We start from the raw sequence: 15,505 nt of genomic DNA, 5'->3' as shown, positions 1-15,505 counted from the left end.
TCGGTCCCGGCGCCGATGGCGATCCCGATATCGGCCTGCGTGAGTGCGGGAGCGTCGTTGATGCCGTCGCCGACCATGGCTACGCGGTGGCCGGCTTCCTGTAGGCGACCGATCTCTTCGCGTTTCTCGTCGGGTAAGACGTCTGCCATAACGCGGTCGATGCCGACCTCGTCGGCGACCGCGTTGGCGGTGCGCTCGTTGTCCCCGGTGATCATCACGGGCGTGATGCCGGCGTCGCGAATCCGCCGGCTGGTCTCGGCGGCGTCTGCTTTGATTTCGTCGCCGATGCCGATCAGGCCGATGAGGTCACCATCACGAACAACTCCGGCAACGGTGAGGCCGCGGCCCTGAAGTCGCTCAATGTCGTCGCCCTCCTTCGACAGGTCGATCCCCTCGTCGCTAAGCCATCCCGGTTTCCCGATCAGCACGTCGTCGCTGGCCACGGTTGCCCGGACGCCCTTGCCGGTCACGGAGTCGAAATCATCGGGGTCAGCGTACTCGACATCTTGCTCGTCGGCGAACTCGAGGATCGCATCAGCGAGAGGATGCTCGGAGAACGCCTCTGCACTGGCCGCAGTCGTGAGTACATCCACCTCGTCGGCACCGAACGCGACGACCTCACTGACGGCGGGTTCGCCGACGGTGATGGTGCCGGTCTTGTCCAACACGATGTGGTCGACGTCGGGGAATATCTGGAAGGCGTCACCGGAGCGCATCAGGATGCCGTGGTTCGCCGCCTTCCCGCCACCCCGAATTAGGGCGAGCGGTGTCGCCATCCCGAGCGCACACGGATAGCCGAGCACGAGGACAGCCAGCGCTGCGAACGCGCCGCGCTGGACGTTGGGGTCTGCTCCCCACGCGAGCGGTGCGACCACCCAGAAGAGGAACGAGAGCGCGGCAATCGTCAAGACGCCTGGGACAAAGTACTTGAGGACGCGGTCGGCGAGCTGGATGATGCCGGGTTTCATCGCCCGCGCCTCCTCAATCTCGCGGGCCACTTGGTTCAGGAACGCGTCCTCGCCGGTTGCAGTTACCTCGATGAGCAGCGTCCCGGTCTCGTTGACGCTGCCGCCGATCACCTCGTCGCCTTCGGCCTTCTCCTCGGGGATGGACTCACCGGTGGCAACCGACTCGTCGACTGTGGATTTACCCTCGACGACCTCCCCGTCGACGGGGATGTTCTCGCCGGGCTTGACCCGGACGCGATCATCGACGTCGAGATCGTCGACAGGGACCTCTTCGACATCACCGTCATCACTGACGCGGCGTGCCGTGTCGGGCTGGAGGTCGAGAAGGCCTTGGACAGCTTGGGAAGCCCGCGTGCGGACGATGAGGCTGGTGTACTCCGAAAGGATGTGATAGGTGGTGATGAACACGGAGACGGCGAAGAAGTGGACGGTCGGGAAGCCAGGGAACACGAACAGGCCAAGCAGTCCACCAAGGAGCCCTGCGAACGCGCCCGCTTCCAGGAGGACGTGCTGGTTGAAGATCCCCCGGCGCAGGCTCTGGAACGCCTTCTGTTTGATATACCGTCCGGGGCCGAACATCGTCCCAAGCGCCAGCCCCAGAGTCACCAGATCCATCGCGAGCGATGCCGACTCGAAGCGTCCCATTACGAGAATCATCCATCCCATCAGGGCAGCGACAACGATAGATGCGCCGCCTGCGAGGAGGAGGCGACGCTTCCCGTCGGCGAGTTCGGCCTGCTGTTGTTCGTAACGCTTCGCTTTATCCGGGTCGCGGATGGTATATCCGAGGTCCCGGAGTGTGTCCTTCACTTCGACTTCGCTCAAGAGGTTGTCGTCGTACTGGACGAGTACCTCCTCGTGGGCAAGACTCACGTCGACGTCCTCAACGCCGTCGGTTCGACTGTAGGCCTTCTTGATGCTCTCGGCACAGAACGAGCAGGACATCCCCCCGACGTTGAATTGGTCGTGTGTCGTTCCCATCGTACCTGTTGGTTATCGTGCGACGCGGATAACCATTATGACGAGAGTTATAGCGGTCTCGATATCATACTACCACTGTCGTTGGAATGGCGTTACTCTTACTGTCGTTGTCCGTCTATGTCGTCACAAGAATGGCGCTCCTCGAATCTGACGTGCCGATCCGCGAAGTCGTGACGACGGACCCGGAGAAAGCGAAGGCACTGGAGAACGATGTCCGGGTGAAGATCCTCGACATGCTCGCAACCGAGGAAATGACGATCGAGGAGATCCACGACGAACTGCATCGTCGTGGCGAAGAAAAGGCGGAGACGACGGTGCGCCACCACGTGAACGTCCTGAAGGATGCGGGGATGGTCGAGATTGCCCGGCTCGAAGAAGCTGGTGGGGGGACGCGGAAGTACTACAAGTCGAACACGCGGATTTTTTCGTATGACCTACCAGAGGACGCTGAGCAGACGCTCGCTGGGGCGCAGGAAACCGCGGCAGCCGAATTAGCAGGGCTCGTTGAGACGCTCTATGGGGAGCACGGCGACGACATCGAAGCGGTGGCACGAGAAATGAAGCCGTGCGAGTACTGTGCAACACAGCATTACGAGGAGTTCGTCCTCCGTGAACTGCTAAATCGCGCGCTTATTGACCTTACTGAGAATGGGACGCTGGAGAGTGTTCGGCGTGATTCAGAAGACGCCGGCGATGAAGCCGAGTCCCATGACGATGAGGACGGTCGCTGAGAACAGCGGCAGGTACGGTGTATACCGCTCGACTGTTTCTTCGTACTCCTGATAGCCGGCGATGAGGAGCATCGTTAACCCGACAATGCCGACGATGACCGTCAGCGCATACGCAGTCATCAGCTCCAGACAGTACGTCGAACCGGCACAGAGGCCGATAATCTCGAATTCTTCTTCGTGAGCGAACCCGAGGACGAATGCGAACCAGGCGATTCCGAGGAGTCCGCGGTCGGCGTCAGGAGCCGGATCGGTCCCGTGCTCGTGGGAGTGCCCTCCGATTTTTCCAAGCCGAATTTTCACCCGTGTAAGGAGCCCATCCGGGGAGTGTTCGTGCGTGGGTGGCGTGCCGTGACTGTGGTGGCTCGACTGCTCCTCCGTATGCTCATCGTGGTCGTGTCCGTGGCTGTCCTCGTGCTGGTGAGAATGGCCGTGCGTGTACTCTCGAATCCCGAGTCCGATGAGTAAGACGCCTGCGACGATGCTGACTGGACCGCCGATGGAAACGCCGCCAAGAATCGAGATCGGCTCGTTCACTTGGGTCAGCTGAAAGTAGGATTTCGCGTAGAAGAACACGCCGACCATCGCCAGACTGCTAATGAGGTGGCCGATGCCGATCAGCGAGCTGGCGGCGAGTCCGTAGAGCCACTTATTGGATTGATCGAGTGCATAACTCGCGGCGACCGGCCATCCGTGTCCGGGCTCGATGCCGTGCACGAATCCGAGCGCAATCGCGCCGACCAACAGTGGAAACGCCTCGCCGTGGAGCATTCATATATTCCTCTATCCCTGCGCTGTATAGCGGTTGTTAAGACTGAAACGTGAATTCCGTAATAATCGAGGGGTCAAGACAGTAGGGGATCAATTGGGGAGTATGCGCACGAGCTTGAACGTGTCTGAGGACATTCTCGAGGAGTTCGACGAGACATGGCAGGCTGAGGGGTTGGACTCCCGCTCGCGGGCGATTCGTGAAGCGATGCAGGAATACATCGAGGGACATTCACAACTCGAGGAGGTTTCAGGCGAGGTCGTCGCTGTACTGGCATTCGATTACCAGCACCACGAGGTGATTCACGATCTCCATTCGGCCCAGCACCAGTTTCAGGACGTCATCGAAACGATGAGCCATACCCACCAGGGCGAGTGGTGTTTAGAGACCGTCTTCTGTCATGGCGATGCGGCGCGGGTGCGGGAACTCGTGTATCGGCTCCGTGATTTCGATGGGGTTGGTCGTGTGAAGACGATGCTCCTCCGCAGTACTGCGCCGGCCGACCCGGAGTGAGATTCACTCGATACAGCAGCTCATCGTCGATATGTCCCGTCGGAACGCCTGACAGGCCTGTTTGAACGCCTCGGAGAACGTCGGGAACGGGTGGACGGTGTCGATGATGTCGTCGACCGTGAGGCCGAACGTCACCGCAAGCGTGGCTTCCATAATTATGTCGGCGGCACGGGGGCCGACCATGTGGACGCCGACGATCTCGTCAGTCTCGTGGTGTTTGACGACTTGGACGAGGCCATCCGTGTTCTCGACGGCCTTCGCTCGCGGGACATCCGCCATCTGGACGGTTCGGCACGAGCAGGTGCCGTGCTCGTCCATATACTCGCGTTCTGTCGTCCCGACTGCGGCGACTTCCGGGCTGGTGAACACGACTGCTGGCACCGCGTCGTAGTCGATGCTGACGCCCTCGTTGCCGAACGCGTTCTTGACGGCGTGATTGCCCTCCTTGGCGGCGACGGTCTCCAGTTCGGGCTCGCCGATCACGTCGCCCGCCGCGTAGATGTCGGGATTCGTCGTCTGGAAGTACTCGTCGACACGAATCGTCCCGTCGGGGTTCGTTTCGATCCCAACCGTTTCGAGGCCGATGCCCTCGCTATTCGGCTGGACGCCGGTCGCGACGAACAGCGCGTCGCCGGTGACCGTTCGCTCGTCTCCGTCGATGGTCGTTTCGACGGCGACGCCTGACTGAATCGCTTCGGCGCCGCCGTCGGCTGCTAGCGTGCGGACGCGCTGGAAGTCGTTGCCGGTGATCACCTCGATGCCCTCCTCCTCGAATGCACGCTGCATCTCGCGACCAAGTTGGCCTTCCATGTCCGAGAGGACGCGGTCGGAGCGCTGGAGAACCGTCACGTCGATGCCGACACGGTGCAGGATCTGTCCCCACTCCAGCGCGATGTATCCCCCACCGAGCATTAGGATACTCTCGGGAAGGTCGCGCTCCTCGAGGATGGTCTCACTCGTGTAGTAGTCGACGTCGTAGAGGCCGTCGATGGGCGGCGCCCACGGTGAACTGCCGGTCGCGACGAGGGCCTTCTTCCCAGTAATGTGTGCGCCCTCGTCGGCGCCGTCGACGACCTCGATGGTAGTATCGTCGACCAGCTGGCCGTACCCCTCGTAGATGTCGATCTCGAAGTGCTCGGCGACGTCGACGTAGTTCTCCTGCCGGAACCGCTCGACGAGTTCGTCGGTGTCGTTGAGGGCGGCGGCCCAATCGACGGTCGGCTCCTCGGGGTATCGAACGGCGTCGAAGGGGTTCTCCGACGCTGCAGCTCCGCTCTCGGCGACGGCAAGGAGATGCTTACTCGGAACACAGCCGACGTTCACGCACGTCCCGCCGATGGGCAAGCCGGTATTCACCATCGCTGTCGAGAGATCGCGTCGACTCGCTTCGGTGATTGCGGCGAAGGCTGCGGCGCCGCCACCGAGAATCACGAGATCGTAGTCGGCTGTCTGAGTCATCTGTGCCTATACTTTACGACGGGAAGTTCTTGTACTCCAGAGTCCGAAGCTATGGAGTAGGTTGGAGGCCACGAAGCTATGGCAGACACTACGTCATCGGCGCCCGCGTGCGATGTCGAGGGGACGTGCTACTGTCCGCTCACGGGTGTCATCGACACGTTGAGCCGGAAATACGCGATGCAACTCGTCAGCATCATCGGCGCACACGATTCGCTGCGGTTCGCGGAGATTGAGGAGCACCTCCCGACGGCGAGTACCTCGACAATCTCGAAACGACTCGACGAGTTCGAGGAGGCAGGACTCGTCTCACGGACGCAGTACAACGAAATTCCACCACGCGTCGAATACGCGCTAACTGACGAGGGTGATGAGATTCGTTCGAGATTAGAACCGCTTCTTGAGTGGGCGACGGCGAACTCCTGACGTACGGACTTTAGTGAATTTCATCCCACATCAAGTGGTGAGCAATTCAGATCGGAGTGCTGACCCAATGACTATCCTGTCTTCGTGTGCTACTATGTCGTATGATAAACGAGGGAGCGTCTGCACCGTCATTTACTCTTCCGGGTCTCCGTGACGGAGAACAAACCGGGTACTGCTTGGATGAGTCAACAGCCAATGATCGGGCTGCGTTGCTGGTATTTTACCCGTTTGATTTCAGTCCTATTTGTACAAACGAACTGTGTGCGATTCGCGATGCAGAGTGGTTTCAGCTAACGCCCGCTCTCGATGTCTGGGCAATTTCTGGTGACAGCGTCTACGCCCATCGAGCATTCGCCGAGGAATACGGCCTCAATTTCCCGTTACTTAGTGATAGTTCCGGGCGGGTTGCCGAGTCATATGACATCTGTTATGATGAATGGGAGAACCACGAGCGCGTCCCGCAGCGTGCCGTGTTTCTCATTGATTCCGAGCAAACGATTCGATACGCCTGGGCGACAGAAGATGCACTCGAGAAGCCGGATTTCTTCCCGGTTAAAGACGCTCTTGATACGCTTGAAGCGGAACGTGATGAATTCGGTCCTGAGGATGTCGAATTAGTAGTCGAATATAACGAGGAACCGGAATCTCTAACGTAGACTGCTATTTTAGGATTGTATCAGTGAACGCCGCTCCGACAATCAGCTCATGGCATCTTGGAACCGCTCACGAAGCGCGTCCTCGCGCTCCTCGAACTGGTTGACCTTCTCTTGCAGATCGTCGCTGATGCGCTCGATGCTCGCGAGCGCGCGCTCGCCGGCGAGCGACGCCTGCGACCCGTCATCGCCGTCTGTCTCCAGCTCCTCCTCGTAAGCGCGTTCGACGCGCTCGATGGTGCCCTCCGGGTTGAACAGGATGTCGTTGGCCGTGCGAACGTAGCCGTCCAGCGACGCACCCTCCTTGCCTTGGAAGAAGTGGGTGAGCGCGTACGTGGCGCCGGAATGCAGCGTCCACATATCGATCTCGACGGGGGAGGTCGCGTTGGCCTCCGCATCACTCGCAGCGCGCTCGGCCAGGTAGTCCGGGAAGCCCAGAAGACTGTAAAACTCCGTGACGGTGAACGGGAGCTCCGAGAAGTCGAGGTCGATGTCCTGGGCGTCCCGGATGAACTCGAATAGGTCGTCGGCGACGAGTTCGACCTGTGCGAGAAGCTCCTCCCACCAGGTGCGGAAGTTCCGCACGTCGCCGACGTGTTTGATGACCTCCTTGTCGGTGAGCGAACGCATCGTATTTGAACAGTACCCGTCCTGGGCGAACCCCTCGACGTAGACGGCGTGCTCACCGAAGAAGTCGTAGCCCGACGTGACGCCCATCGTGATCGGGTCCGACCGGCCGGGAAGGCGCACTTCGAGGCCGTCGAACATGATGTCCATATGGACCTCGCCGCCGCCCCGGTAGCGACGAATCTCGCCGAACATCACGTCACCCAGCGGCGTTCGGTCGATAGTCTCCTCCCGAAGGACCTCCTCCAGAGGGCCGTAGACGTCGACCGGGTTGATGATCGAGTACGAGTCGGTCGGAATATGGAACAAAGAATCCGTTTCGGCGTCCTCCTCACGGGCCTGCTCTCGAGCGCGACTCGGCTCGACGAGCGCGTTGAACCGCTCCGTCTCGACCCACTCGTCGGTGTACGGATTCTGGTACGCCACGGTCGTCTCGACGGCCTGCGGGAGGTCGCGGATCGCCTCAGCGAAGCTCACGGTGTCTTTGCCGCCGTGACGCTGACGATACCACTCGGGTAGTTCGGTGTCGGTACGTCCATCGACGCCTGCGAAGATGGTTCTCGACTCTGGGTCTTTCATCGTAGTCACCTCGACGCAGGAACGCTCATCGACGGCTGCCTGCATCGTCTCGCGCCCTGCGCCCCTCTGCCGGGCGCAACAACAACACCACGTTAACCAACACTAACCTAGGAAGCGGCTGTCTGTTGGTTAATCGAACCACCGTCGGGAAACTGTCGCACTGTCGTTACTCGGTGCTGGAGCGGCGTAGCCGAACCTGCTCCGGGTTCGGAACCCAGGGATGGTCCTCCCAGCAGTGAAGGGCGTGAGCATGGGGCGACTCGAACTCGGCTCCGCAGGATCCACACTCGTAGACATCGTCGGACCAGGGCTCACTGACGTACATCGCTGTCACCGTCGTCCCAACCGGCTCGGGAGCTCCGCTTCGCTGAACGTACCGGTAGCCGCGAACCGTCCGTTGACGGATCGCTGTCCGGGCAATCTCGGCGGGTTTGCCGTCGGGGAGATACACCCAGCGAACGAAGTCGTCGACCGACTCCTTGGCCGAGGGCTGGAGGATGAACCACCGCTCGTGGGCATCCCGGAACAGGTAGCGTTCAGTTCCCCTGTTTTGGAGGTACACCGGGTCACCTTGGCCGGGGATGAGTCGCAGCCCCTGGGCCGGTGATATCGGGTCCAACAGTCGCTCGACTACAGATGGATCGCGCTCCGGCTGGTTGTCCGAGTCTTCCTCTGCTGCAAACTCATCGAGACGAGCATTCGTAGTCACGGAGCCCACCGTCCGAGTGAGGACTGTTCCCGCTCAGACTCATCAGGAACTTCACAGAGGAACCGCCACTTCGGCCGCTCTCGGATTTGCTTGTCGGGCCGGTTACCTGCCTGTCCGGGTTCCGTTTTCCCGGCGCAGTGCCAGCCCTTGTCTCTGAGCGCTTTAATCATCGAGCCGTCGAAGTCAGCTCGCACGAACGTCAGCAGAAGGCGAACGCCTCGCCGCCGACCGTGCCGACGCACGAATCGTTCCATCGACCGGGCGAGGGCGGCGGAGGCGAGATTCGGGAAGTCGACGCCGATGCAGATCCGTGCTGCCTCGACGATCTCGTCACCCTCGTATCGCGTGCCGTCGTAGTCCAGCGAGCGAATCAGTGGATAGCGCCACGTAATCGCACCCAGTAGCTGGTCCTGGTAACAGAGCCCGTGATGAACGAGGTTCGTCCGCGGGACACTGTCCATATAGGAATGATGGGCTTCGTAGATCGCGCCGGCGACGTGCCGTGGGATCGATTCGATATGGACGCGCTCTGCGAACCGCAGGCCGAGCGGCGCCGTGACCGGCTGGCCGTCGCGATGAATGGGACACGAGCACCCCTCGGGAGTGCGCGTGTACTGGAACCCGGTACTCCGCCGCTGGCCGGGAGAACGTGTCTGAGTCACGAGTCGGTGCCGTCAGTCTGCTCTTGCCAGTCGTTGTACCGCTCCAGTTCGCGACCGATTTTCTCGAGCGCCTCGACCCCGCGTTCGAGCAGCTGGTGGGTGGCTCGTGACAGCCGAATTGTCTCCATCAGCACTCCCCCTCCGGTGGCTCGATGAGGTTGTTGCTCTCGTCGACCAGGGCCCGGATGGCCTGCTCGACATCGGCATCGTCCGAAACCGTCCGGCTCGCCAGGGGTGCCGGATAGGCGCGATCGCCCTGATTACAGAGGACGGCCAGCCAGCCGTCGGTTCCCTCCCCAAGCACGATGTAGTGGTCGCGATCAGCCCGCTGGAAGACTCGCCGGTCAGGGCGAGTGACCGTTCGCCAGTTCTCGGGGAGTGTCGGTGACGGCCCCCCGCCGTCGGGAAGGGCGACGACGTCGTCGGCGATCGTCGCCATCGCCGCGTCGATTTCTTCGCCGGTGAGGTGCCAGCACGCCGCCGGGCCGTCACACTCGAGCTGGCTGATCACGCAATTCCGGAACCCAATGTAGTGTTCTCTCGCGATCTGGGCGTCGTTGTAGTAGTCGAGGAGGAGCCCACAGGCGAGCTGTGCGGGCCCGCTTCCAGCGTATCCCCACTCGAAGCCTGTCGGGCTGTGGTTGACCAGATCGAGACTTCGATCGGGAGTGAGACGCTGGTGTTCGGAGAGATTCAGAACGACGGCCTGGCCGTCGATGCGAAAGCCGACGTATTCGACGGAGTCGTCGCGACGGTTAGCGAGCGCTTCTGTCTGGACTACGTTCGACGTGGTGCGTCGGGCGTTCCCGTTCATCGGTACGTTGCGGGAGTGGTGACCCCCGCACCCCTCTCGGGGGTTCTACAAACAGAGCCGGAAACGCCCTCACCGTCCCTACTGGCTAGCTGCGGGGAACTCGAACCCGCCGGTGTCGGTCTGTGACTCCTCCGAGTCGGTAGTTTCTGATTGGACTGCCTGGCGGGCGTCTTCCAGTTCCTCGCGGCGGTCGTCGACGCTCTGGTGGATGCTAATGTCGTGCTGCTCGCAGAGCGCTCGCTCGACCGCGAAGGTCATCTCGTCGAAATCGACTGCCGTGATGTCGACGTCCTCCGGTGAGGGCGTCTCATCAGCCACGTCGATGTCTCGCGACCAGGTATCGGCCGAAATGTCGCTGGTCGGGAGCCGCCACTCGTCACCCTCGAGCTCTTCACGCAGGTACTGCGCGAACTCCTTGTAGTGGTCGAGTGCGATCTTCTTCGTCGCTGAATCGGCCAGCAGCGCGATCGCGAGTTGATCGATGCAGGCCTCGTCGGCCTCCGGTCCCCAGTCGAATCCACCAGGAGCGCGGCGCAAGACGTGGAGGTGCTTGTCCAGTACGTCGCCATCGGGCGTGTACACCAGCTGTCCACCCATACAGCGTTCACCGCGGTACGCTCGTCCGCCGGTCATCGGAACCCACCCTCCCAGTGACCCATACCTCGTGGTCGTTCTGGGGGCTGGCGGGGGAAGGAATCCGACGGCCGACGGGCGGTATCTGGACCAGGTCCGGCTCCCTGATTGCTCCCACTCGCGGCCTCGGTTGGTCGGGGCCCGACGTACATCGGTTTTCGCGCTTGACTTCGCTCCGTGACGACCTCCCGATGGAGCATCGTACAGAGCTCCATGACGCTCTTGGCGAGGTCGAACGCCGCTGCTCGCGACCGGAGGTCGTGCTGACTGAAGAGGATCGTCCCATCGGCTCGATCGATCCGGACCAGCCAGTCCGAGGGTTGCTGGACGTGGCAAAGGACGGATTTCGAGAACTCGTAGGCGAACACGAAATGGTCGTCATCTGTTCGGCGTTGCAACCACCAGTTGTCGGGGGCGCTCTCGCTGTTGCTCTCAGAACTCATCGGTAATCCGGGACGAATGTGTCGTCCCGCACCCCTTGCGGGACGAACAACAACACCAGCGCTCACGTCGTCGCGACTTCGTCGCCACCGTCGGCAACGTATATAGTCATAGCAAGATACTGTCCAATTACATTCGGATGGCTGTACTGGACGACCTCTCGGGATTCGAGTTCGAGGACTTGATGGAGGACGTCTTCCGGAACCTCGGCTACGAAAACGTCCGCCAGGCCGAGCGGACGGCCGACGAGGGGCGCGACGTCATCATGGAGGAGATCGTCGACGGCACGCGACGGGCGATCATCGTCGAGTGCAAGCACACCGGGACGGTCGGCCGGCCGGTCGTCCAGAAGCTGCACTCGGCCATCGCGACGTTCGACTTCGACGGCCCGAAGCGAGGGATGGTCGCCACCACAGGTCGATTTACGAACCCTGCCGAGGAGTACGCTGACCGGCTCCAGCGGAACGACGATCCCTATCCCATCGAGCTGATCGACGGCGAGGACCTTCGGGAGATCGCCGACGAAATCGGTCTCGATCTCTACAACGGGCGCATCGAGATCCTCTGTGACGAGACGCTCCGACCGTACGATCCGGCGGCGGATGTCGACGCACCTGTCCAGGAGGCGTTCCGCGACATTGAGAACATCGAGGCCGCGGATCTGCCGGTGCCGCACTCGCAAGTGACGTTCCGACCAGTGGTTGCGATCACCGCCGACACGAACTCTGTCTTCGAGACCTCAGTCGGTGTCATCCACCGGATCAACGACCGCACACAGTTCGTTGTCCACGCTGAGCGCGGCCATCCGAAGGTGGCCGACGACGAAGTCGCGACGCTGGTCACCGAGAACTTCCACGCGACGGTCCCCCTCGATACCGGGCAGTTTACCGAGGTATTCGACGACGTCGACGAACGACGGTTCGGCCAGACCCAAACGGAGTACAAGGAGTGGGCTGTTGACCGCCTCCAGGATTACCACACGACGACGGTGACCTACACCGGCGACAATAACGTCACGTACAACAAGACCTGTGAGCCGAATCTCTCGGACATCTCAGTGCAATCGATTGAGCCGGTGTATCTACCTGAGGTTCGGCAGACGACAGAGATACTGGAGTACTCGTATCCGTACGAATACTATGCTGCTGGCCCCTCACGGGTCACTCTGGAGGACGGGATTCATCGCTGCGTCCACTGCGAAACGAGCGGCGTCGACGAGACGTACACCTACTGTCCGAACTGCGGGGCGATCGCCTGCGACACCCACATCAAGACCGAACGGCTCGAAGGGGAGCCGGTCTGTACCGGCTGTGCGGTGACCGAACGGTTCGCGCTGAAGAGGAAGTACTTCTACGACGAGGAGAACCTCGACGCGTTCCGCAAGGAGTACGCCGAGATGCCCCTCCACGAGAAGGCGATGGAGAACAAGCTGCTTGCTGGAGGGAGCGTGGTTGCGACGCTGCTGCTCGTCGTCGGACTACTCGTGATCGGCGGCATCATCTAACCCATCGCAATTTTCCGCCAGACTGCGTGGTTGGTGTTACGCGACTCCGTACTGGTCTTTGAGTGCCATATATTCGTTCTTTTTTGGGAGGATGACTGGCAGATCATCTGTTCTGTCGAAGTCGCCCTGAAGTGGCCGATACAACGCTTTCACAGTGGGTTCCAGGTCGTACCACTGTGCGGTCTCGACGAGTGTCTCCTGATCGATATCCTCCGCCTCGATCAGCAGCATCGAATAGCTGACCCGCCTAGATCCGCTATCCAGAAGGAGCGTATGGCATACGACTTCAGCAGGCGTTAGGTCTTCGTCCGGAGCATACCAGAACGGAGGCTCGCCGGCGAGGAAAAACTGTAGACCATACGCTGTAAACCGACCCAGTCCGGTCATCTCCCAGTCCGGAGCTGCTTGGAGTGCGTCCGTATCCTCGTCGGTCTGCAGGCGAACGAGTGCTCGCTTCGGATCGCACCACGCGATCGTGGCACTGGGAGCGATTTCCCGGACTCGGGCTCGATGTTCGTGCTCTACAGTAGCCCGGGCGAACGCCAACAGCGGCGAGACTTCGTCATGAAGGGCGTACTTCGAATCAGATCTGGAGAGTAGTGCTCGGTGCTTGAGCGGTGATAACGCGCTGTGGACACCTTGTCGAGTGATTCCGAGCCGGTCTGCGATATCAGCGATGTGTCGTGGTCTATCGAGATACCAACACACGCGGAGTGTGGCTGGGGAGAGCAGTTCCGTCCAGTCTACGTGGCTGAACTCCGACTGCAGCGTTCGATACGCTTCGGTAACTGGATGTTCCGCGATGCGGACACGACGCTGATTGCTGGACCCACGGGTTTCTGTGAGCAATCCCGCTGCGAGCAATTCGTTGAGTACGTCGTACAGATGGTCTCGTGAATATCCGGTTTCGGCCGCGAGTTCCGCCGGTGTTGCTTCACGGCCGGTACTCAGCGCGTCAAGCACGGCGAGTCCGGCCTTCGAAATCATCTGGGTCTTTCTAAACCCTAACTGTATAAATACGATTTGGGATTTTACTTGACGACTGCTTCGTCCCGGACCAGTTCTGCGAGCGCGTCCTCGAGCGACCCGTGGAACTGCCAGCTCGCCTGCTCGAAGGCCTCGTCGGTCGGGCCGTCCCAGCGGGGGAACGCGGAGTGACCGCTCACTTTGACTGTCCACTCGGTCGGCTCGTCGAACGGGTTCTCCGTCGGGAGTTCGACGACGTAGAGGTACTCCTCGTCGCCGTGGATGCCGTCGGCCGGATTCTCGACGCCGTGGCCCAGCAGGAACAGCGGCTGGTCCAGGTGCTCCATATTGGACGGCTCGAGGAGATCCGCTGGCTGAGCCGCGTCGATCGTTCGCTCTGGGTCGCCATCCAGGTAGAGGTCGACCGTCGAGAGCTTGTCGAGGAACACGAAGGTCGCCGCCGTGTAGCCCGGGCCACGCTCTGCGCGGGTCGCATCGAGCAGCTCTTTCAGTTGTGCGAGATCCCGGAGGACGCTCCCGGGATACCCGTCCGAATGCCGGTACACCTGCGCGACGCGGTCGGCGCTGCCATCTGTCTCACCGGTCTGTTCGACTCGTTGGACGAATCGGAGTTGGCTCCGTGTCGACATCGGTACTCGCCGGCGCGTGTGCGCCGGCACCCATCGCCGGCGCTGAAACAACACCACACAGTCGTAGCGGGATTGCAATCCGCTACGCGAGATGTGACACCTCGTCTGGTTCCTCCACGTCGTCGAATTCACCACGCTCGACCGGCTCCCAATCCTCCCCAGGTGCTGGACTCCACCAGTCGATCTCATAGGCACCCGGTGCACCGAGGATTTTTGCCCGTGCCGAGCCGTCAGGCAGGTCGCGGCGGAGCTTCTCGTCGACGTGAAGGTTCCACGTTGAGTCGGTGTCGAAGCACGCGAGCACAGCCTCCTCGTAGCCACGGTCTTCTCGAGACTCTTGGAGGACGACCTGCGTGTTACAGTTCTTGCAGAACACTCCCTCGAAGGGAATGTGGGTGAACACTTCCTGCCCGCAGACGGGACACCAGAGGAACTCGAACAGTGCCTCGCTGTGTCGGTCGAGTACTTCGAGACTCATTGTTGGACCGACCCGGTTCGACCGGGTCACTCTCTCCGCCCCGGCCGAAAAACACCCTGCGTGTGTACGTCCTCAGCGTTCAGGGCCGTAGACGATGCGCGAGGGGGCTTCGTACCCACAGTCCGGACAGTCGTACCAGCGCTGTACCGTCGCTCCATCAGCTGTCTTCTCACCGACGAGGACGTCGTCGTTTGGACACTCCGGACAGTTCAGTTCGGGCGCTGGCCGCTCCCGAAGCGCATCCCGGAACGTTGTCGCCTCCTTCGTCTCGAAGCCTCGCGACCAGATCGGGTAGCCGTCGACGAGGATCGCTCCGCGCCACTTGTACCGGTATGAATCCGGCGCCCGGTGTAGAACAGCTCGCGCTCCAGTCTCGGTGTTTCGATACGCGAGTGTTGGTGAGCGACTCTCTCGTGACCAGTTGGTGATTCGTGGCATCGTTGGTCAGAAATGAACGTCTGCGGGGACGATCCAGAGCGTCTGGCTGTCCTCGTCTTCCTCGAGGACTCGGTCGAGCTGGCCTCGATGCCGAATCCCCTGGGCGTGCTGGTCGTACATCGGGATTGAGGGCCCTTCGTACGCGCCGACCTGGTGGAACGCGTGGCGGGCGAGGTCCTCGTCGCGCATGATCGCCTCGTCGCTGAGCTCGTCGAGCGCCTCCTTCACGCGGTCGAGATTCCGCTGAAACTCCTCTTTCGTGGCCTTCCAAGCCCGGTCGAGCAGTTCACCGCCCTCCTCTGAGTTGATGGGGGCCGCCGTCGGCAGGTCACCCCAGCGGGCCTTCCCGGCGACCGTCGTGTCGTCTTCATCGAACGTGACGTAGTAATCAAACACGGCGCAGCCGTGGGGATTCGCGCCGACGAGACGGTCGAAGACTGCTTTCCCCTCGACCAGGGCGTCGTGCTGTGTCGGTGCTTCCACCAGCGCGTAGATGACCATATGCATCTGG

20 protein-coding genes are annotated in these 15,505 nt (G+C 61.3%); 5 read left to right on the top strand and 15 right to left on the bottom strand.

Annotated elements, in window-relative coordinates; translation table 11 throughout:
- Nucleotides 1–1,949, bottom strand: a 1,949-nt coding sequence (locus ACQE3M_RS14275; RefSeq protein ID WP_430506200.1) for a heavy metal translocating P-type ATPase, incomplete at its 3' end; no start/stop codon positions are given.
- A gap of 131 nt (nt 1,950–2,080) precedes the next feature.
- Between ACQE3M_RS14275 and ACQE3M_RS14270 the strand changes: the two genes are divergently transcribed.
- Nucleotides 2,081–2,680, top strand: coding sequence for an ArsR/SmtB family transcription factor (locus tag ACQE3M_RS14270; protein ID WP_103993006.1), 600 nt, complete (start codon nt 2,081–2,083; stop codon nt 2,678–2,680).
- On the opposite strand, the gene ACQE3M_RS14265 is transcribed toward ACQE3M_RS14270, so the two are convergent.
- Nucleotides 2,627–3,448: a sulfite exporter TauE/SafE family protein gene (locus ACQE3M_RS14265; RefSeq protein WP_103992928.1), complete on the bottom strand. Its 822-nt coding sequence runs from the start codon at nt 3,446–3,448 to the stop codon at nt 2,627–2,629. The genes ACQE3M_RS14270 and ACQE3M_RS14265 overlap by 54 nt on opposite strands.
- Before the next feature lie 103 nt (nt 3,449–3,551).
- Here ACQE3M_RS14265 and ACQE3M_RS14260 point away from each other — a divergent pair, with 103 nt between their 5' ends.
- On the top strand, nt 3,552–3,959 hold the full coding sequence (locus ACQE3M_RS14260) for a CopG family ribbon-helix-helix protein (RefSeq protein WP_011222470.1): 408 nt from the start codon (nt 3,552–3,554) through the stop codon (nt 3,957–3,959).
- A gap of 3 nt (nt 3,960–3,962) precedes the next feature.
- Here the strand turns inward: ACQE3M_RS14260 and merA are convergent, their stop codons facing one another.
- Nucleotides 3,963–5,417, bottom strand: a complete 1,455-nt coding sequence (gene merA / locus ACQE3M_RS14255; RefSeq protein ID WP_103992927.1) for a mercury(II) reductase — start codon at nt 5,415–5,417, stop codon at nt 3,963–3,965.
- Nucleotides 5,418–5,495: 78 nt separating this feature from the next.
- Between merA and ACQE3M_RS14250 the strand changes: the two genes are divergently transcribed.
- Nucleotides 5,496–5,840: a winged helix-turn-helix transcriptional regulator gene (locus ACQE3M_RS14250; protein WP_089649946.1), complete on the top strand. Its 345-nt coding sequence runs from the start codon at nt 5,496–5,498 to the stop codon at nt 5,838–5,840.
- A gap of 101 nt (nt 5,841–5,941) precedes the next feature.
- The gene (locus tag ACQE3M_RS14245) at nt 5,942–6,496 is read left to right on the top strand and encodes a peroxiredoxin (protein ID WP_089649945.1); all 555 of its coding nucleotides are present in this window, start codon (nt 5,942–5,944) and stop codon (nt 6,494–6,496) included.
- Nucleotides 6,497–6,538: 42 nt separating this feature from the next.
- Here the strand turns inward: ACQE3M_RS14245 and ACQE3M_RS14240 are convergent, their stop codons facing one another.
- The 7 genes from ACQE3M_RS14240 to ACQE3M_RS14210 form a co-directional block, all read right to left on the bottom strand.
- Nucleotides 6,539–7,699 (bottom strand): hypothetical protein, encoded by a 1,161-nt coding sequence (locus ACQE3M_RS14240; RefSeq protein WP_240728576.1) that lies wholly within the window; start codon nt 7,697–7,699, stop codon nt 6,539–6,541.
- 166 nt (nt 7,700–7,865) lie between these two features.
- The gene (locus tag ACQE3M_RS14235) at nt 7,866–8,408 is read right to left on the bottom strand and encodes a hypothetical protein (RefSeq protein ID WP_430506199.1); all 543 of its coding nucleotides are present in this window, start codon (nt 8,406–8,408) and stop codon (nt 7,866–7,868) included.
- Entirely contained in the window at nt 8,405–9,070 is a 666-nt protein-coding gene (locus ACQE3M_RS14230) for a hypothetical protein (RefSeq protein WP_103992925.1), read from the bottom strand. The genes ACQE3M_RS14235 and ACQE3M_RS14230 overlap by 4 nt, the downstream gene beginning before the upstream one ends.
- Nucleotides 9,067–9,198: a hypothetical protein gene (locus tag ACQE3M_RS14225; RefSeq protein WP_268806888.1), complete on the bottom strand. Its 132-nt coding sequence runs from the start codon at nt 9,196–9,198 to the stop codon at nt 9,067–9,069. The genes ACQE3M_RS14230 and ACQE3M_RS14225 overlap by 4 nt, the downstream gene beginning before the upstream one ends.
- Entirely contained in the window at nt 9,198–9,884 is a 687-nt protein-coding gene (locus ACQE3M_RS14220; protein ID WP_103992924.1) for a DUF6166 domain-containing protein, read from the bottom strand. The genes ACQE3M_RS14225 and ACQE3M_RS14220 overlap by 1 nt, the downstream gene beginning before the upstream one ends.
- A 78-nt stretch (nt 9,885–9,962) precedes the next feature.
- The gene (locus ACQE3M_RS14215; protein WP_430506198.1) at nt 9,963–10,481 is read right to left on the bottom strand and encodes a DUF6166 domain-containing protein; all 519 of its coding nucleotides are present in this window, start codon (nt 10,479–10,481) and stop codon (nt 9,963–9,965) included.
- A gap of 32 nt (nt 10,482–10,513) precedes the next feature.
- Nucleotides 10,514–10,960 carry a hypothetical protein gene (locus tag ACQE3M_RS14210; protein ID WP_011222459.1) on the bottom strand — a complete coding sequence of 149 codons (447 nt, stop codon included), beginning with the start codon at nt 10,958–10,960 and terminating at the stop codon, nt 10,514–10,516.
- A 137-nt stretch (nt 10,961–11,097) separates the two neighbouring features.
- On the opposite strand from ACQE3M_RS14210, the gene ACQE3M_RS14205 reads away from it, so the two are divergent.
- On the top strand, nt 11,098–12,462 hold the full coding sequence (locus ACQE3M_RS14205; protein WP_011222458.1) for a restriction endonuclease: 1,365 nt from the start codon (nt 11,098–11,100) through the stop codon (nt 12,460–12,462).
- A gap of 36 nt (nt 12,463–12,498) precedes the next feature.
- Here ACQE3M_RS14205 and ACQE3M_RS14200 read toward each other — a convergent pair whose 3' ends face one another.
- From ACQE3M_RS14200 to ACQE3M_RS14180, 5 genes are all read right to left on the bottom strand, one after another.
- Nucleotides 12,499–13,449 (bottom strand): hypothetical protein, encoded by a 951-nt coding sequence (locus tag ACQE3M_RS14200; RefSeq protein ID WP_011222457.1) that lies wholly within the window; start codon nt 13,447–13,449, stop codon nt 12,499–12,501.
- A gap of 44 nt (nt 13,450–13,493) precedes the next feature.
- A complete protein-coding gene (locus ACQE3M_RS14195) occupies nt 13,494–14,078 on the bottom strand; it encodes a hypothetical protein (RefSeq protein WP_011222456.1) in 585 nt (194 codons plus the stop codon).
- An 82-nt stretch (nt 14,079–14,160) separates the two neighbouring features.
- A complete protein-coding gene (locus ACQE3M_RS14190) occupies nt 14,161–14,556 on the bottom strand; it encodes a DUF7567 family protein (protein ID WP_011222455.1) in 396 nt (131 codons plus the stop codon).
- A 72-nt stretch (nt 14,557–14,628) separates the two neighbouring features.
- Nucleotides 14,629–14,994, bottom strand: coding sequence for a DUF7568 family protein (locus ACQE3M_RS14185; protein WP_011222454.1), 366 nt, complete (start codon nt 14,992–14,994; stop codon nt 14,629–14,631).
- Nucleotides 14,995–15,000: 6 nt separating this feature from the next.
- Nucleotides 15,001–15,501: a PX domain-containing protein gene (locus tag ACQE3M_RS14180; protein WP_011222453.1), complete on the bottom strand. Its 501-nt coding sequence runs from the start codon at nt 15,499–15,501 to the stop codon at nt 15,001–15,003.
- Nucleotides 15,502–15,505: the final 4 nt, after the last annotated feature.

This window comes from Halosubterraneus shenae (assembly GCF_050510935.1).
Classification (GTDB): domain Archaea; phylum Halobacteriota; class Halobacteria; order Halobacteriales; family Haloferacaceae; genus JBDGPU01.
Note: the sequence above shows the minus strand (reverse complement) of the source record. Positions and strands in the feature narration are given on the sequence as shown.

What these genes read in the sequence shown, in the direction of transcription:
- ACQE3M_RS14245 (WP_089649945.1), top strand. Translation starts at nt 5,942, where the DNA reads ATGATAAACGAGGGAGCGTCTGCACCGTCATTTACTCTTCCGGGTCTC.
- ACQE3M_RS14210 (WP_011222459.1), bottom strand. Translation starts at nt 10,960, where the DNA reads ATGAGTTCTGAGAGCAACAGCGAGAGCGCCCCCGACAACTGGTGGTTG.
- merA (WP_103992927.1), bottom strand. Translation starts at nt 5,417, where the DNA reads ATGACTCAGACAGCCGACTACGATCTCGTGATTCTCGGTGGCGGCGCC.
- ACQE3M_RS14185 (WP_011222454.1), bottom strand. Translation starts at nt 14,994, where the DNA reads ATGCCACGAATCACCAACTGGTCACGAGAGAGTCGCTCACCAACACTC.
- ACQE3M_RS14265 (WP_103992928.1), bottom strand. Translation starts at nt 3,448, where the DNA reads ATGCTCCACGGCGAGGCGTTTCCACTGTTGGTCGGCGCGATTGCGCTC.
- ACQE3M_RS14260 (WP_011222470.1), top strand. Translation starts at nt 3,552, where the DNA reads ATGCGCACGAGCTTGAACGTGTCTGAGGACATTCTCGAGGAGTTCGAC.
- ACQE3M_RS14220 (WP_103992924.1), bottom strand. Translation starts at nt 9,884, where the DNA reads ATGAACGGGAACGCCCGACGCACCACGTCGAACGTAGTCCAGACAGAA.
- ACQE3M_RS14240 (WP_240728576.1), bottom strand. Translation starts at nt 7,699, where the DNA reads ATGAAAGACCCAGAGTCGAGAACCATCTTCGCAGGCGTCGATGGACGT.
- ACQE3M_RS14205 (WP_011222458.1), top strand. Translation starts at nt 11,098, where the DNA reads ATGGCTGTACTGGACGACCTCTCGGGATTCGAGTTCGAGGACTTGATG.
- ACQE3M_RS14180 (WP_011222453.1), bottom strand. Translation starts at nt 15,501, where the DNA reads ATGCATATGGTCATCTACGCGCTGGTGGAAGCACCGACACAGCACGAC.
- ACQE3M_RS14250 (WP_089649946.1), top strand. Translation starts at nt 5,496, where the DNA reads ATGGCAGACACTACGTCATCGGCGCCCGCGTGCGATGTCGAGGGGACG.
- ACQE3M_RS14190 (WP_011222455.1), bottom strand. Translation starts at nt 14,556, where the DNA reads ATGAGTCTCGAAGTACTCGACCGACACAGCGAGGCACTGTTCGAGTTC.
- ACQE3M_RS14270 (WP_103993006.1), top strand. Translation starts at nt 2,081, where the DNA reads ATGGCGCTCCTCGAATCTGACGTGCCGATCCGCGAAGTCGTGACGACG.
- ACQE3M_RS14195 (WP_011222456.1), bottom strand. Translation starts at nt 14,078, where the DNA reads ATGTCGACACGGAGCCAACTCCGATTCGTCCAACGAGTCGAACAGACC.
- ACQE3M_RS14200 (WP_011222457.1), bottom strand. Translation starts at nt 13,449, where the DNA reads ATGATTTCGAAGGCCGGACTCGCCGTGCTTGACGCGCTGAGTACCGGC.
- ACQE3M_RS14215 (WP_430506198.1), bottom strand. Translation starts at nt 10,481, where the DNA reads ATGGGTGGACAGCTGGTGTACACGCCCGATGGCGACGTACTGGACAAG.
- ACQE3M_RS14225 (WP_268806888.1), bottom strand. Translation starts at nt 9,198, where the DNA reads ATGGAGACAATTCGGCTGTCACGAGCCACCCACCAGCTGCTCGAACGC.